We start from the raw sequence: 15,049 nt of genomic DNA on the forward strand, positions 1-15,049 counted from the left end.
AAAAAAAGAACGAGAGAAGCCCCCCAACGTTCGGTCCGCCCCTCTCTGTCTTGCTGCCTCTGCGCGACGCCAGCGGTGCGTCAGCGCGCGAGGATCGTGATCTGCTCGTGGATGCGCACCCGCAAGGTCTCGGGCGCGCGCTCGGCGCACGAGCGCCGCACGAGCTGCTTGACCAGCTCCTCGACGCTCAGCTCGGCCAGGCAGGGCGCGCAGTGCGCCACGTGGGCGCGCATCCGCGTCTCGTCCTCGACCGTCATCTCGGAGTCGAGATACTCGGACAGGTGCACGAGCGCGTGCTCGCACTCGTTCTCCCCTGCCGCCGGCTCGTGCGGGATCGGGGTGATGGGTTCAGTCATGACGTTCCTCCACGGGCGCCCGCCAGTCCTCGCTGCGCCGCGTAGTCGGACAGCAGCTCGCGCAGCTGCCGACGACCGCGGTGCAACCGGGACATCACCGTCCCGATCGGCGTACCCATGATCTCGGCGATCTCCTTGTAGGGGAAGCCCTCGACGTCGGCGTAGTAGACGACCATGCGACGGTCCTCGGGCAGCTCCTGCAGCGCGCGCTTGACGTCGGAGTCCGGCAGCCGGTCGAGCGCCTCCGCCTCGGCCGAGCGCAGCCCCCGCGACGTGTGCGACGCCGCGCGCGCGATCTGCCAGTCCTCGATGTCCTCGGCCTGGGACTGCTGCGGCTCGCGCTGCTTCTTGCGGTAGGTGTTGATGAACGTGTTCGTGAGGATCCGGTACAGCCAGGCCTTGAGGTTGGTGCCGGGCTTGTACTGGTGGAACGCGGCGAAGGCCTTGGCGAACGTCTCCTGCACCAGGTCCTCGGCGTCCGCGGGGTTGCGCGTCATGCGCAGCGCGGCCGAGTAGAGCTGGTCCAGGTACTGCAGCGCGTCCCGCTCGAAGCGGGTGGCGCGGGCAGCGCTCGTCTCGTCCTCGGGGGCACGCTCGGTGTCCTCGGGGATCTCCTCGTCGTCCGGGACGTTCCCCGTGCTCCCGCGCGGGGCCTCGCTCGCCGGGTCCAGGTGCTGGGTCATCACGGTCGAGCCTAGTCCAGGCACTGGGTGGGGTCCTCCGATCCACGAGCTGTGCAGGCTGGTCGTGCTGTCGGCCGTCGGTCCGCCGGCCGCACCCGCCGCCACGGCGTCCGCCGGGACGGCGAACAGCCGCACGGACTCCGGTCCGGCGGCAGGGGCGGCTGCGAGAGCCGTCGGCGAGTTGCGGGTGTTCACGTTGCGGTGCAACCGCCAGAAGGGCCCTCGCATTCCCGGCCGTGCGCCGTCGGGCCTACGACGCCAGCGGCGCCGCGAACCGGCGGCGGTACGCGACCGGGCTCGTGCCCAGCTGCCGCGCGAAGTGGTGCCGCAGCGCGGCGGCGCCGCCGAACCCGCAGAGCCGGGCGATCTCGTCCACCGGTGCCTGGGTCGACTCCAGCAGCTCCTGCGCGCGGGCCACGCGCTGACGCGCCAGCCAGGCCCCGGGGGTGGCCCCCGTCTCCTGCCGGAAGCGCCGCGCGAAGGTGCGCTCCGACAGGGCCGCGCGCCGCGCCAGGCGGGGCACCGTGTGCTCCTGCGCCAGGTGCTCTCGCATCCACGCGAGCAGGCCGGCGAGGGACTCGCCCTCGCGGGGCAGCGGGTCGACGACGAACTGGGCCTGCCCGCCCTCCCGCTGGGGTGCCACCACCATCCGCCGGGCGACAGCGCGGGCCGCCTCGGCCCCGAGCTCGGCGCGCACGAGGTGCAGCGCGGCGTCGATGCCCGCCGCCGTCCCCGCGCTGGTGAGGACCTTCCCGTCCACGACGTAGAGGGCGCCCGGGTCGACGTCGGCGCTCGGGACCTGCGCGGCGAGCCGCTCGGTGTACATCCAGTGCGTGGTGCAGCGGCGGCCGTCGAGCAGTCCAGCGCGGGCGAGGGCGAACGCGCCCGAGCAGATGGCGAACAGCCAGGCTCCCCGGTCGTGCGCACGCCGCAGGCCCTCCAGGTACGCGTGCGGGAGCGCGTCGGCGCCGTCCTCGTCGATGCCGTAGGCGACGGCGACGACGAGGTCCGCGTCGTCCAGCGCCTCGAGACCGGCCTCGACGACCACCGGGAAGCCGCCCTTGGTCATGACGGGGCCCGGCTCGGGGGTGCACAGGGTGAAATCGAACGCCGGGCCGCCGGTGTCCGTGCGATCGATGCCGAACACCTCGTACGCGACGCCCAGCTCGAACGGCGCCACGCCGGGAACGACGACGGCCGCGACCTTCCGGATCATGGCACCAGCGTCCCACGACCTTGGCAGAAAATCGATGCGGGATGGCATTGCTGCCACTCGTGGCAGGAACACGGTGCGCGAAGTATTGCTGCCATGACCACGTTCCTGCTGATTCTCGTCGCCCTCCTGCTGATCGCCTACACCGCGCGCCTCGTACGACTGGTGCGTCGGGACGGGCTCGGCAACCGCTGCCCCCCGCGCTCGCACCCCGAGTGGTGGGAGGGCACGCCCCTCGCCTGACGGCGCCCAACCGTCGACGCGCAGGAGCGTGCGTGCTCTGCCACAGTGGCTCCATGCTGTTGCGCCGTATCGCCCGCCCCCTGCTGGCCGCCCCGTTCGTCTACGACGGCATCCAAGCCGTGCTCCACCCGGCCGAACACATGGAGGCCGCCCGCGACGGATCCGCCCTCGTGACGCGGGCCGTCGGCGCCGAGCCCCTGAGCGACCGCCAGGCATCCCTGCTGGTCCGGGCGCACGGCGCCGCCACCGCCCTCGCCGGTCTCCTGCTCGCCGTCGGCCGGACCCCTCGGACTGCCGCCCTGGCGCTCGCCGCGCTGACCGCGCCGCTCGCCGTCGTCCACCAGCCGTTCACCAGCAAGGGCGCCGAACGCTCCCTGCGCACCGCCGCCTTCGTCAAGGACGTCGGCAAGATCGGCGCCGCGGTGATCGCCGGGATCGACCTCGAGGGGCAGCCGGGCGTCTCCTACCGCGTGCGGCAGGCGCGCGGGCACGCCGCCCGGGTGGCCGAGGCGAAGACGGAGACCGCCAAGGCGAAGGCCGGGACCGCCAAGGAAGCGGGCAAGGCCGCGGGGGCGAAGGCCCGGGCGAAGCTCGCCGAGGCCGTCTGAGCGGCCGCCGCCGACGAGCAGCCGAGACGCCTCCGTCCGCGCCACGGCCGGTGAACTAGCCTCGATGCCATGACCGCAGCCCCGCCGCCCGCCGCCACGGCCGAACCCGACGTCGCCGACGGCTGGGCGGCCCCCGTGGCCCCCGGGCCGCTCGACGCGACGGTCGAGGTACCCGGCAGCAAGTCGTTGACCAACCGGCTGCTCGTGCTCGCGGCCCTCGCCGACGGCCCGGGCACCCTGCGCGGCGCGCTCCGCTCGCGCGACACCGACCTCATGATCGGGGCGCTGCGCACCCTCGGCGCCGACGTCGCCGAGGGCGACCAGCCCAGCACGCTGCGCGTCACCCCCGGCCCGCTGCGCGGCGACGTGGATGTCGACACCGGCCTGGCCGGCACCGTGATGCGGTTCCTTCCCCCGGTGGCGGCGCTGGGTGGCGGCCCGGTCCGCTTCGACGGGGACCCCGAGGCACGGGTGCGGCCGATGCTGCCCGTCCTCGCGGCGCTGCGCGCCCTCGACGTCCGGGTGACAGCCCCCGACGGCGGCACCCCGACGCACCTACCCTTCACCATCCACGGCAAGGGCCGGGTCGCGGGCGGGGCGGTCGACGTCGACGCGTCCGCGTCCTCCCAGTTCGTCTCCGCCCTGCTGCTCGCCGGCGCACGCTTCGAGCGCGGCCTGACGTTGCGCCACATCGGCACCACCCTGCCGAGCCTCCCGCACATCGCGATGACCGTGGCCACGCTGCGCGACGTCGGCGTCGAGGTCGACGACTCCCGCGACGGCATCTGGGAGGTGGCGCCCGGCCCGATCGCGGCGCGCGACGTACGCGTGGAGCCCGACCTCTCCAACGCGGCACCGTTCCTGGCCGCCGCGCTCGTGGCCGGTGGCACCGTGCGTGTGCCCGGCTGGCCGACGTCGACCACGCAGCCGGGCGCGATGGTGCCCGAGCTGCTCGAGCGGCTGGGCGGCCACGCGGACCTGCGCGACGGCGTCCTGACCGTCACCGGCACCGGCGAGATCCGCGGTGTCGACGTCGACCTGCACACGGCCGGCGAGCTCGCCCCGACCTTCGCCGCGCTCGCCGCCCTCGCCGACTCCCCCAGCCGCCTGCGGGGCATCGCGCACCTGCGCGGGCACGAGACGGACCGGCTGTCCGCGCTCGCCACCGAGATCACACGGCTCGGCGGGCAGGCCGAGGAGACGCGCGACGGCCTGGTCATCACGCCGCGGCCCCTGCACGGCGGGCTGTTCCGCACCTACGCCGACCACCGCATGGCCACCTCGGGTGCCGTCCTCGGGCTGCGGGTGCCCGGCGTGCGGGTCGAGAACGTCGCGACCACGGCCAAGACGCTGCCCGGCTTCGACGCGATGTGGCTGCAGCTGCTCGGGCCCGCCGCCGGCACGGGGGTCGGGGACTGATGCCGCGCCGCACCGTCGACGAGCACGCGCAGTACGAGCGGCCCTCGAAGCGCGGTTCACGCCCCCGCACCAAGCAGCGGCCCGAACACGCGGACGCCGTCACCGGGATGGTCATCGGCGTCGACCGCGGGCGATACACGCTCGTGGTCGATGACGGCTCGCCCGACGAGCGCATCGTGCACGCGATGAAGGCACGCGAGCTCACCCGCACCCGCGTCGTCATCGGCGACCGCGTGGACGTCGTGGGCGACACGTCGGGGGGCGAGGGCACCCTGTCGCGGATCGTCCGCATCCAGGACCGCTCCTCGGTGCTTCGGCGCACGGCCGACGACACCGACCCGTACGAGCGGATCGTCGTCGCGAACGCCGACCAGCTCGTGATCGTCACCGCGCTCGCCCAGCCCGAGCCGCGCACAGGGATGATCGACCGGTGCGTCGTGGCCGCGTACGACGCCGGCATGGACGTGCTGCTGTGCCTCACCAAGGCCGACCTCGCCGATCCCGGCCCCCTGCGGGACCTGTACGTGCCGATCGGCGTCGAGGTCGTGGTCACGCAGCAGGACGACGCGGCGAGCGTCGAGGCCGTGCGCGCGCGCCTGGCCGGTCGGACCTCGGTCTTCGTCGGGCACTCGGGGGTCGGGAAGTCGACGCTCATCAACGCGCTGGTACCCGACGCCGACCGCGCCATCGGCGTCGTCAACGACGTCACCGGCCGCGGCCGGCACACCTCGACGTCGGCGGTGGCCCTCCGGCTGCCCGTCCCGCCCGGGGAGGACGACGCCCGCGACGGCTGGGTGGTGGACACACCCGGCGTGCGCTCGTTCGGGCTCGCCCACGTCGAGACGGACCATCTGCTGCAGGCGTTCGAGGACCTCGCCGAGGTCGCCGCGGAGTGCCCGCGCGGCTGCACGCACCTGGCGGACGCCCCGGACTGCGCGCTCGACGAGTGGCTGGCGGCGTCGCCCGAGCACGCACGCCCCGCGCGCGAGGCGCGCGTGGCGTCGTTCCGCCGGCTCCTCACCGCCCGGTCCACCGCCGACTGAGCGGTTCGCGCTCCATCCGTCCCCGTCCGCGCGCCTGGTCACCGGGGCGGGGCCGGACCGCTACGGTGTGAGGCGTGTCGCACACCCAGCCGTCTCGCAGCCCCACCAGCGGGCCCGCGCGCACGTACGAGGACGACCTGCGCCTGGCCCACGTGATCGCCGACCAGGTGGACGCGATCACGATGTCCCGGTTCAAGGCCCTGGACCTGCACGTGGAGCGCAAGCCCGACGACACGCCCGTCTCGGACGCGGACCGCTCGGCGGAGGAGTTCATCCGCGCCCAGCTGCACCGCGCGCGGACGCGCGACGCCATCGTCGGCGAGGAGTACGGCTCCGCCGGGAGCGGCGCCCGGCGGTGGATCATCGACCCCATCGACGGCACCAAGAACTTCGTGCGCGGCGTCCCCGTGTGGGCCACGCTGATCGCGCTGGCCGACGGCGAGGACGTCGTCATGGGCCTCGTCTCCGCGCCAGCGCTGGGCCGGCGCTGGTGGGCGGCCAAGGGCTCCGGCGCCTGGACGGGCAAGTCCCTCGCGTCGGCGTCGCGCATGTCGGTCTCCGGCGTGAGCTCGCTCGCCGACGCCTCCTTCTCGTACTCCTCCCTGTCCGGCTGGGAGGAGCACGGCAAGCTCGACGGCTTCCTCGACCTCACCCGCCAGTGCGCGCGCACGCGCGGCTTCGGCGACTTCTGGTCGTACATGCTCGTGGCCGAGGGCGCGGCGGACATCGCCGCCGAGCCCGAGCTGGAGGTCTACGACATGGCCGCGCTGGTGCCCATCGTCACCGAGGCCGGCGGCCGCTTCACCTCGCTCGACGGCGCACCGGGCCCCTGGGGCGGCAACGGCATGGCCACCAACGGCCACCTCCACGACGCGGCGATGGTCTACCTCGGCTGACCGCCTTGTTGTGAGCTACGGGCGGGGGATCTGGGAGATCTCGGTCGGGTCGTACCAGAGCAGGTCGCGGTCGGTGACGCGCTGCAGGGCCGCGTCCAGTGCCTCGTCGGACGCCACACCCACGTCGCCGACACGCTCGGCGTCGTTCTCCTCGTCGGCGGCGGTGAGCACCGCGCGCAGGTCCGCGGCGGCTTCGGGCTCGTCGACGTGCACGGCGACGATCACGACGTCCGGGAGTGCGGCGACGTCGACCGCGCTCGGCTCCTCGGCGTCCGCCGCCGTCACGGCATCGTCCGACACCTCCAGCGAAACGACGACGCGCAGCGGCGGCACGTCGCGCCGCGCGGCCACCAGGGCCAGCGAGTCGTCCGCGGCGGCGAGGAACGCCTCGTACTCGCGGCTCTCCTCGTCCTCGTCGCTCAGCTCCCGCACGAGCGCCGGCGTGACGGCGTGCGCCCGGCGGGCGGGGACGTCCCAGCGCGCTCCCCTGGCGCCGACGACGGCCTGCTCGAGCTCGTCCAGGGTGGCGGGTACGTAGATGCGCATGGGCACAGTCTGCCGCCATACGGCCGCGGGCGGCGCCGCCGCGCGCGGCGCCTCGCTCAGGAGGTCGCCGCGACCGGCGCCATGGCCGACGCCATGGCCGACGCCGTGGCCGGCACGGCCACCGACTCCCGCACGAAGTCGGCGAGCGCCTCGAACGCGAGGCGGGCCGGCGAGGCGGGCGAGTGCTCCGCGAGGGTGCGCCCTGCCAGCGACGCCGCGTCGAGCGCCGCGCCGTCATCCGGCACGAGGTGCGCGTGGTCGACCCCCGCGTAGCGGGAGAGCGCGTCGCGCACAGCCGCCTCCGGCTGCGCGCCCACGGCCGACGACCGCACCCGGTTCGCGACCACGACCCGCTCGGCGGCGACGGGCACCGGCACCTCGCGCAGATCCTCGAGGCCACGCACGAGCCGCTGGATGCCCACGGGGTCGGCCGCACCGACCGCCACGACGACGTCCGCCGCCTGCAGCGCGGCCAGGGTGGCCGCGTTCCGCTGCGGCGCGTGCGTGTCGTACATCAGCAGCTCGTCGGTCTCGAGCACCGGGCCGCAGTCGACGACCGTCCAGTCCGCGAGCTCACGGGCGCGCTCCAGCACCACCTCGACGGCGCTCGAGGGCAGCTCGGGCCACCGTGACGCCCGCGTGATCCCGGTCAGCACGCGCACCCCGCCGCTCACCACCGGGCTGTGCCTGGCCAGCGTGGGCAGGTCGAGCATCCCTTGCCCGGCCGCCCGGGACACGGCCGCGAGGCCCGGCGCGTCGTCGAGCAGGCCCAGGCGGGGCGCCACAGAGGCGCCGTACGTGTCCGCGTCGACGAGCAGCACGTTCTCCGCCGGCCGCACCCCGGCGGCGGCGCGGCGCCCCCGGCCGTGCCGCCGGCCGGCACGGGGACCGAGCCCGCCGAGCGCGGCGGCGAGCTCGATCGCCGTCGTCGTCCGCCCCGGTGCGCCGACGGGGCCCCACACCACGATCACGCGGCCACGGCGGGGCGCAGCATCGTCGGCATCGTCGGCATCGTCGAGCATCCGGGCGTCGGCGAGGCCCGGGTCGCCGTCGAGCTCGGGCGCAGCGCCGTGGCCCAGCACGAGGTCGGCAGCTGCCGGGCTCCCTGCCGCTCCCGCGGGCGCGCGCACGGGTGCGGCGTCCCGTACCGCCGCCAGCACGACGGCCTCGTCGTACCGCTCGACCACCGAGTCGACGTCGAGGGCGTGCAGCCGGGCGGTCGGCAGCACGCCGTCGCCGAGCGCGACCACGCGCACCCCGGCCGCGTGCAGCCTCCCCACGACCTCGCGGTCCAGTCCCGGCAGGTCGGCCGAGATCAGCGCGACCGCACCGGCACCCGCGGCGGCCGCGGCCAGGAGCTCCGCGACGTCACCGCAGCGGCGCGTGACGGTGGCCCCGGACCCGGGCGTCCCCAGCGCGACGACGACGTCGCTCTCGGCCGCCCCGCGCACCGCGCACAGCACGGTGACGCTCGCGCCCATCAGACGCCGGTCCCGGCCCGCGGCACCACCGTGACGGTCCCGGGTCTCGCCAGCGCGCTCAGGACGGCGGGCAGGTCTTCGGTGCCGACCAGCACGTGCAGGGTGGCGCCGTCCGCCACCACGAGCCCCGTGCCCGCCTCGTCGACCTGCTCCACGACGACGCCGCTCACGATCGGCGCCGGCTCCGCTGCCGCGACCCCCCTGCCCGCGGCCGCCTCGGGTGCCGACCACAGGTCCACGACGGCGCCGGCCGCCACGCGGGCCGACATCGCCTGGTCCACCGGCACGGCGACCGACCGGACGTCGACGTCCGCGGCGTCGCCCAGCGCCGACCGCGCCACGAGCTCGCCGTCGTCGACCACACGCAGCGCCACGAGCTCGTCGGGCAGCTCCTGATCGGCTCGCAGGTACATCTCGGTGCCGGAGTCGATCCGCAGGTCGACGGTGCGCAGCTGCGCCGGGTCCACCGGCTCCCCCGGCGTGAGGGTGCCGTCGGCCGCGTACACGGGCACGGTGCGCCCGGCGGACGAGACCGCCCAGGAACCGAGGGCCACGGAGGCCGCGACGATGACGACGCCGACGACGAGGCGCGGGTCGCGCCAGGTGGGGCGGCGCAGCCGGGCGGCCACGGGTGCCGGCAGAGGGTCGGTGCTCACGGACATCCTCCGGAGGTTCGAATTTCGAGGGCGCAGCGTCGCGCCGGAACCTATCATCCGGGATCCCTCGTGTGCTTCCGACCACCCCTGTGGACAAACCGGGGCATCAGCGGTCATCGCTGTGTCAGAATGCCCGTATGACCAGCCGGTTCCTTTCCCTCGCAGACGTGCAGGAGATGCTCAACATCTCCAGCACGCAGGCGTACTCCCTGGTGCGCTCGGGCGAGCTGCCCGCCATCCAGGTGGGGCCCAAGAAGGTGTGGCGGGTCGAGACCAGCAAGCTCGAGGAGTACATCGAGCACCAGTACGCCCGCACCCGCGAGCGGATCTCGTCGGGCGACCTCTGAACCGTCCGACCCCCGAGCCGCCCCCGTCTCGCGTGAGCCTCACGCCTCGCTGACGCGCAGCAGCGCGGTGAACGGCACGGTCCGCACGACGGGCCGCGCCCGCTCGGCCTCCTCGACGTCGAGGTGGTCGGCCCCGACCCGGGCGATACGGCCCGTCACCCCGCCCGCCGCGGTGCGCACCAGCACGCGGGCCCGGTCACGCTGCAGCCCGCGCAGCACGTGCCCCAGCCCGAGGCCGTCGGTCCTGGCGCGCGAGGGCGTCGCATGGCGCCCCAGCCCGACGACGGCCGCCAGGGCCGGCAGCGGCACAAGGTGCTGCACCCGTCCCCGCGCGCCGTGCCCGTCGAGCAGCACCCAGGCGTGCGCCACCCGGGCGAGCCGGCCCTCCACGCCCTCGCCGTCCAGCAGCTCGAGCCGCACCGCCGCGCCGGTCGCCGCGCGCAGGCGGTCCACCAGCGGGATCGATGCCTGCTCGGCGCGCGTCAGCTCGGCGACGGTGCCCTCCCGCGCCACGGCCTCCTCCGCCTCGAACCGCGCCTCGAGATCGGCGAACAGCAGCTCCCACCTGGCCGGACCCATGCCCGTCATGCAGCCCCCTCGTCACGTACGTCAGTGCCCACAGGATGCCCAGGTAGACAGACCCGGCACCAGTCCGCTTCAATAACGTGACCAGAGCACATCAACAGCCATCAAACGACATCATCGAGAGTGATCGACGGCGGATGGCCGGGGACGAAGGAGACCTGATGTCCGGCAGCATCGAGCGACGGCGGCGCGGCGCGCGACACTCCGCGATCCCTCGCGGTGCCAGTCCCCGACCCCACAGCGGGCTCGGCCGCCTGGCCCTCCTGACCCTGACCGGCGGCGTCGCCGCGGCCGCGCTGCTGCTGCGGGTCGGCGCCGTCGCCCCCCGCTCGGCGTGGGGCGTCACCGCGGTGCCGGTCGATCTCTGGGTCGAGCTCGCGGTGCTCGCCGCGGGGCTCGTCGCCGCGGCATGGCTCGCGCTGAGCGGGGCGATCGCGCTCGGATGCGTCGTCGCGTCGCGGCTCGGACGCCGGTGGCGGGCGGGCGAGGCCGCCGTCGAGCGCATCGCCCCCGCCGCCGTCCGGCGCCTCGTGCGCTCCGCCGTCGGGGTGGGCGTGGGAACGGGCCTCGCTCTCGCCCCGACGGTCGCGCTCGCGGCCGACGTCTCCCCCACCCAGCCCGCCACCGACGACGCCTCCGTGGTGCTGGACCTCGGGTGGCAGTCCACGTCCTCCGGCCCCGCAGCGACGGATACCGGGACGACCGGCGACGGGAATGCCGGCGACGGGAATGCCGGCGACGGGAATGCCGGCGACGGGAATGCCGCGGACGTGCCGGCGGCGGCGGCGGCCGAGCCCGTGGTGACGTCGACAGAACAGCCGACGCCCGCCATCGAGCCCGCCGAGACGAACGTCGCGGAGGACGTGGCCGTCTCTCCGGTCACGCGCACCGCCGCCGGCGCGTCCGAGGGCACGTCCGAGGGCGCCGACGACGACACGCACGTCGTCCTGCGCGGCGACACGCTGTGGGAGATCGCGTCCCGAGCCCTCGGGGGAGATCCCACCGACGCCGAGATCCTGCGCGAGGTGACCCGATGGCACGAGGCCAACCGCGACGTCATCGGCGCGGACCCCGACCGCCTCCTGCCCGGCCAGATCCTGCACACCCCCACCTGACGGCGCGCGACCCACGAGAACTTGCACCCACCGGAGGGCACCATGACCGCGACGACGACGACCGCGACGAGCACCCCTGCACCGACCGCCACCACACCGATCGCCACCACACCGATCGCCACCACACCGATCGCCACCACACCGATCGCCACGACACCCGGCAACGCCCCGTCGCCCTCTGGCGCGGACCCCGCGCGCGACGACCTCGACCGGGACGGGCACGTCGACGCCCGCGACGACGTGGGACGCGACAAGACGCGGGTGCTTCGGCCACTGCGCGTCACGGGGACCCCTCGTCCGCAGGGCCCGGCCGGCTACCCCGCAGCGGACACCCGGCCGGGGCCGGGCGTGCGGCGCGTGCGGGTCGGCGCCCCGGGGGTGCGGCGGCCCGTGGGCGACGACGAGGACGCGGAGCCTCGCCCGTTGCGGGAGCAGGCCCCGGAGCTGCTGCCCGACCCGACCGCGCAGTGCTGCGCGGTGGTGCGTGCCGCCGTCGAGGTGCTGCGGGGTGAGCGCCCTGCCGCGCACCTCGCCCGCTGGGTCACGCCGCAGGTGCGCGACCAGCTCGCCGAGCGGGCCAGGATCGGGCTCGCGCACGGCACCGGGCACGCTCGCGGGCACAACCTCCCGGTCCAGGTGCGGCGCGTGCGCCTCGTCCGGCTGGGCGACGACGTCGCCGAGGCCACCGTGGTGCTCGACGACGACGGCCGCGTGCGGGCCGCCGCCGTCCGGCTGGAGGCGCGCCGTGGGGCCTGGCGCGTCGCCGTCCTCGAGATCGGCTGATGCCGAGCGAGAGGACCCCGATCGGGGGTTCTCTCGCTCGGCATCAGGTCACTCGTTGACGCCGTGGCACACCTTGTACTTCTTGCCCGAGCCGCAGGGGCACTGGGCGTTGCGCGGCGTGCCGGGGAAGGTGCGGCCGTCGCTGGTGGCCGCCGTGGCCTCGCCGTGCAGGTCTCGGCGGGACCGGCGCGTGCCGCCGCCGGCCACCGACGCCGAGCCGTCCTCGCTCGGCGCCGAGTACTGGAGGCGCTGGGGCGCGGGGGCGTCCAGCCCCTTCGCCAGCAGCACGGGCTCCTCGTCCCGGGAAGCGGCCCGGGACGCCGCCGGCTCCGCCTGAGCTGCGGCGGGCTCCGCCGCCTCGGGCTCGGACTCGGCGACGACCGGCTCAGTCGGGACGGGCCCTGTCGCCGGGCGCTCGCCCTCCGCGGCGCCCCCAGCCGTCACCTGGCCGGCGCCGGACTGGGCGACGGCGGCGGCGCTCGCGGCGGAGATCACCGGGCCGCTGTTGTCCGCGCCCGGCTGCTGCACCTGGACCTCGAGGTTGAACAGGAAGCCGACCGACTCCTCCTTGATGGCCTCGGTCATGGCCTGGAAGAGCTGGAAACCCTCGCGCTGGTACTCGACCAGGGGGTCGCGCTGCGCCATCGCGCGCAGCCCGATGCCCTCCTTGAGGTAGTCCATCTCATACAGGTGCTCGCGCCACTTGCGGTCCAGCACCGAGAGCACGACTCGCCGCTCGAGCTGACGCAGGGCGGACTCGCCGAGCGACTCCTCGCGCGCCTCGTACGCCACGCGCGCGTCCGACAGCAGCTCCTCGAGGATCATCTCGTGGGTCAGCCGGCCGACGCCGCCAGCCTCCTCGACGACGTCCTCGGGCGTGATCGACACCGGGTACACGGACTTCAGCGCCGTCCACAGCGCGTCGAGGTCCCAGGACTCGGGGTTGCCCACGGTGGTGGCGCCCTCGACGTAGGCCGTGATGACGTCGGTGAGGAAGTGCTGCACCTGCTCCTGCAGGTCCTCGCCCTCGAGCACGCGCTTGCGCTCGGCGTAGATGACGGAGCGCTGGCGGGCCAGGACGTCGTCGTACTTGAGCACGTTCTTGCGGATCTCGAAGTTGCGTGCCTCGACCTGCGACTGCGCGCTCTGGATGCCGCGCGTCACCATCTTCGACTCGAGCGGCATGTCGTCCGGGAACCCGGCGCGGTCCATCATCGAGGACGCCAGGCCGGAGTTGAACAGGCGCATCAGGTCGTCCTGCATCGACAGGTAGAACCGCGACTCGCCGGGGTCGCCCTGACGGCCGGAGCGGCCGCGCAGCTGGTTGTCGATGCGGCGCGACTCGTGCCGCTCCGTGCCCAGCACGTACAGCCCGCCGAGCTCGACGACCTCCATGTGCTCGGCCGCCACCGACTCCTCGGCCTTGGCCAGGACGTCGGGCCACGCGGCCTCGTAGGCGTCCGCGTCCTCGGCGGCGTCGAGCCCCTGGTCGGACATCGCGGCCACCGCGGTGAACTCGGCGTTGCCGCCGAGCATGATGTCGGTGCCTCGGCCGGCCATGTTGGTCGCGACGGTGACGGCACCCTTGCGGCCCGCCTGGGCCACGACCGCGGCCTCACGCTCGTGCTCCTTCGCGTTGAGCACGCTGTGCGGCACCCCCGCACGCTTGAGCAGGTCCGACAGCAGCTCGGACTTCTCGACGCTCGTGGTGCCGACCAGGACGGGCTGGCCCTTGGCGTGCCGCTCGACGATGTCGGCGACGACGGCGCCGAACTTGCCGTCCTCGTTCTTGTAGACCAGGTCGGCCTGGTCCATGCGGATCATCGGCTTGTTCGTCGGGATCGGCACGACGCCCAGCTTGTAGGTGCCCAGGAACTCCGCGGCCTCGGTCTCGGCCGTACCGGTCATGCCGGCGAGCTTGTCGTACAGCCGGAAGTAGTTCTGGAGGGTGATCGTGGCGAGCGTCTGATTCTCCGCCTTGATCTGCACGCCCTCCTTGGCCTCGATGGCCTGGTGCATGCCCTCGTTGTAGCGGCGGCCGGCCAGGATTCGGCCGGTGTGCTCGTCCACGATCATGACCTCGCCGTTGAGCACGACATAGTCCTTGTCGCGCTTGAACAGCTCCTTGGCCTTGATGGCGTTGTTGAGGAAGCCGATGAGCGGGGTGTTGAGCGACTCGTACAGGTTGTCGATGCCGAGGTAGTCCTCGATCTTCTCGATGCCCGGCTCGAGCACGCCGACGGTCTTCTTCTTCTCGTCCACCTCGTAGTCGGTGTCGACGGTCAGCCGCCGCACGACCTTGGCGAACTCCGTGTACCAGCGGTTGGCGTCGCCCGACGCCGGGCCGGAGATGATCAGCGGCGTGCGGGCCTCGTCGATGAGGATGGAGTCCACCTCGTCGACGATGGCGAAGTGGTGCCCGCGCTGCACCAGGTCGTCCGGCGACCAGGCCATGTTGTCGCGCAGGTAGTCGAAGCCGAACTCGTTGTTCGTGCCGTAGGTGATGTCCGCGGCGTACTGCTGACGACGCTCGTCGGGCGTCTGGCCGGACAGGATGACGCCTGTGGTCAGTCCGAGGAATCGGAAGACGCGGCCCATGAGGTCGCCCTGGTACTTGGCGAGGAAGTCGTTGGTGGTGATGACGTGCACGCCCTTGCCCTCGAGGGCGTTGAGGTAGGCCGCCGTCGTCGCGACCAGGGTCTTGCCCTCACCGGTCTTCATCTCGGCGATGTTGCCGAGGTGCAGGGCCGCGCCGCCCATGAGCTGCACGTCGAAGTGCCGCTGCCCGAGCGTGCGCCGGGCGGCCTCCCGCACGGCCGCGAACACCTCGGGAAGCAGCTCGTCGAGCGTCGCGCCATGCTCGAGCCGCTCCTTGAAACGGTCCGTCTCCTCGTGCAGCTCGGCGTCGCTGAGCTCCGTGAAGCTGGGCTCGAGGCGGTTGACCTGCTCGGCCAGGCTGATGAGCTTCTTGAGGATCCGGCCCTCGCCGAAACGCAGGACCTTCTCGAGGATCGCAGGCACGCAGTACTCCAGGGTCGGTGGCGCCCCGGGGATGGCCGGGACCGAGCGGTGCGA

At 74.1% G+C, this 15,049-nt stretch carries 16 protein-coding genes; 8 read left to right on the plus strand and 8 right to left on the minus strand.

Translation table 11 applies throughout. The annotated features are described in order from the left end of the window. Positions 1-80 precede the first annotated feature (80 nt). From rsrA to AC1C2V_RS01870, 3 genes are all read right to left on the minus strand, one after another. Entirely contained in the window at positions 81-356 is a 276-nt protein-coding gene (rsrA, locus tag AC1C2V_RS01860) for a mycothiol system anti-sigma-R factor (RefSeq protein WP_495387862.1), read from the minus strand. Further along, on the minus strand, positions 353-1,039 hold the full coding sequence (locus tag AC1C2V_RS01865) for a sigma-70 family RNA polymerase sigma factor (RefSeq protein WP_495387863.1): 687 nt from the start codon (positions 1,037-1,039) through the stop codon (positions 353-355). Before AC1C2V_RS01865 ends, rsrA begins: the two co-directional genes overlap by 4 nt. Positions 1,040-1,289: 250 nt before the next feature. Then, positions 1,290-2,255, minus strand: a complete 966-nt coding sequence (locus AC1C2V_RS01870) for a helix-turn-helix domain-containing protein (protein ID WP_495387864.1) — start codon at positions 2,253-2,255, stop codon at positions 1,290-1,292. 93 nt (positions 2,256-2,348) lie between these two features. On the opposite strand from AC1C2V_RS01870, the gene AC1C2V_RS01875 reads away from it, so the two are divergent. The 5 genes from AC1C2V_RS01875 to hisN all read left to right on the plus strand — a co-directional run bounded on the left by AC1C2V_RS01875 (position 2,349) and on the right by hisN (position 6,461). Beyond that, positions 2,349-2,495 carry a hypothetical protein gene (locus tag AC1C2V_RS01875; RefSeq protein WP_495387865.1) on the plus strand — a complete coding sequence of 49 codons (147 nt, stop codon included), beginning with the start codon at positions 2,349-2,351 and terminating at the stop codon, positions 2,493-2,495. A 53-nt stretch (positions 2,496-2,548) separates the two neighbouring features. Further along, positions 2,549-3,103: a DoxX family membrane protein gene (locus AC1C2V_RS01880; RefSeq protein WP_495387866.1), complete on the plus strand. Its 555-nt coding sequence runs from the start codon at positions 2,549-2,551 to the stop codon at positions 3,101-3,103. A gap of 69 nt (positions 3,104-3,172) precedes the next feature. Further along, the gene (gene aroA / locus AC1C2V_RS01885; RefSeq protein WP_495387867.1) at positions 3,173-4,522 is read left to right on the plus strand and encodes a 3-phosphoshikimate 1-carboxyvinyltransferase; all 1,350 of its coding nucleotides are present in this window, start codon (positions 3,173-3,175) and stop codon (positions 4,520-4,522) included. Then, positions 4,522-5,565 (plus strand): ribosome small subunit-dependent GTPase A, encoded by a 1,044-nt coding sequence (rsgA, locus tag AC1C2V_RS01890; protein WP_495387868.1) that lies wholly within the window; start codon positions 4,522-4,524, stop codon positions 5,563-5,565. Before aroA ends, rsgA begins: the two co-directional genes overlap by 1 nt. A 74-nt stretch (positions 5,566-5,639) precedes the next feature. Further along, entirely contained in the window at positions 5,640-6,461 is an 822-nt protein-coding gene (gene hisN, locus AC1C2V_RS01895; protein ID WP_495387869.1) for a histidinol-phosphatase, read from the plus strand. Positions 6,462-6,476: 15 nt separating this feature from the next. Here hisN and AC1C2V_RS01900 read toward each other — a convergent pair whose 3' ends face one another. Genes AC1C2V_RS01900 through AC1C2V_RS01910 form a run of 3 tightly spaced genes read right to left on the minus strand, consistent with a single transcriptional unit; the run spans position 6,477 to position 9,150 of the window. Continuing rightward, complete coding sequence (locus tag AC1C2V_RS01900; RefSeq protein WP_495387870.1) at positions 6,477-7,007, minus strand: DUF6912 family protein; 531 nt, start codon at positions 7,005-7,007, stop codon at positions 6,477-6,479. A gap of 56 nt (positions 7,008-7,063) precedes the next feature. Beyond that, positions 7,064-8,488: a CpaE/TadZ family protein gene (locus tag AC1C2V_RS01905; protein ID WP_495387871.1), complete on the minus strand. Its 1,425-nt coding sequence runs from the start codon at positions 8,486-8,488 to the stop codon at positions 7,064-7,066. Further along, positions 8,488-9,150 (minus strand): hypothetical protein, encoded by a 663-nt coding sequence (locus AC1C2V_RS01910; protein ID WP_495387872.1) that lies wholly within the window; start codon positions 9,148-9,150, stop codon positions 8,488-8,490. The genes AC1C2V_RS01905 and AC1C2V_RS01910 overlap by 1 nt, the downstream gene beginning before the upstream one ends. A 131-nt stretch (positions 9,151-9,281) precedes the next feature. On the opposite strand from AC1C2V_RS01910, the gene AC1C2V_RS01915 reads away from it, so the two are divergent. Further along, on the plus strand, positions 9,282-9,491 hold the full coding sequence (locus tag AC1C2V_RS01915; RefSeq protein ID WP_495387873.1) for a helix-turn-helix domain-containing protein: 210 nt from the start codon (positions 9,282-9,284) through the stop codon (positions 9,489-9,491). 39 nt (positions 9,492-9,530) lie between these two features. Here AC1C2V_RS01915 and AC1C2V_RS01920 read toward each other — a convergent pair whose 3' ends face one another. Continuing rightward, on the minus strand, positions 9,531-10,079 hold the full coding sequence (locus AC1C2V_RS01920) for a hypothetical protein (RefSeq protein ID WP_495387874.1): 549 nt from the start codon (positions 10,077-10,079) through the stop codon (positions 9,531-9,533). Positions 10,080-10,237: 158 nt separating this feature from the next. Between AC1C2V_RS01920 and AC1C2V_RS01925 the strand changes: the two genes are divergently transcribed. Continuing rightward, positions 10,238-11,191: a LysM peptidoglycan-binding domain-containing protein gene (locus AC1C2V_RS01925; RefSeq protein WP_495387875.1), complete on the plus strand. Its 954-nt coding sequence runs from the start codon at positions 10,238-10,240 to the stop codon at positions 11,189-11,191. 42 nt (positions 11,192-11,233) lie between these two features. Then, positions 11,234-11,974: an Rv3235 family protein gene (locus AC1C2V_RS01930; RefSeq protein ID WP_495387876.1), complete on the plus strand. Its 741-nt coding sequence runs from the start codon at positions 11,234-11,236 to the stop codon at positions 11,972-11,974. A 48-nt stretch (positions 11,975-12,022) separates the two neighbouring features. Here the strand turns inward: AC1C2V_RS01930 and secA are convergent, their stop codons facing one another. Next, on the minus strand, positions 12,023-14,995 hold the full coding sequence (gene secA / locus AC1C2V_RS01935) for a preprotein translocase subunit SecA (RefSeq protein ID WP_495387877.1): 2,973 nt from the start codon (positions 14,993-14,995) through the stop codon (positions 12,023-12,025). Positions 14,996-15,049 lie beyond the last annotated feature (54 nt).

This window comes from Isoptericola sp. Y541, assembly GCF_059445465.1.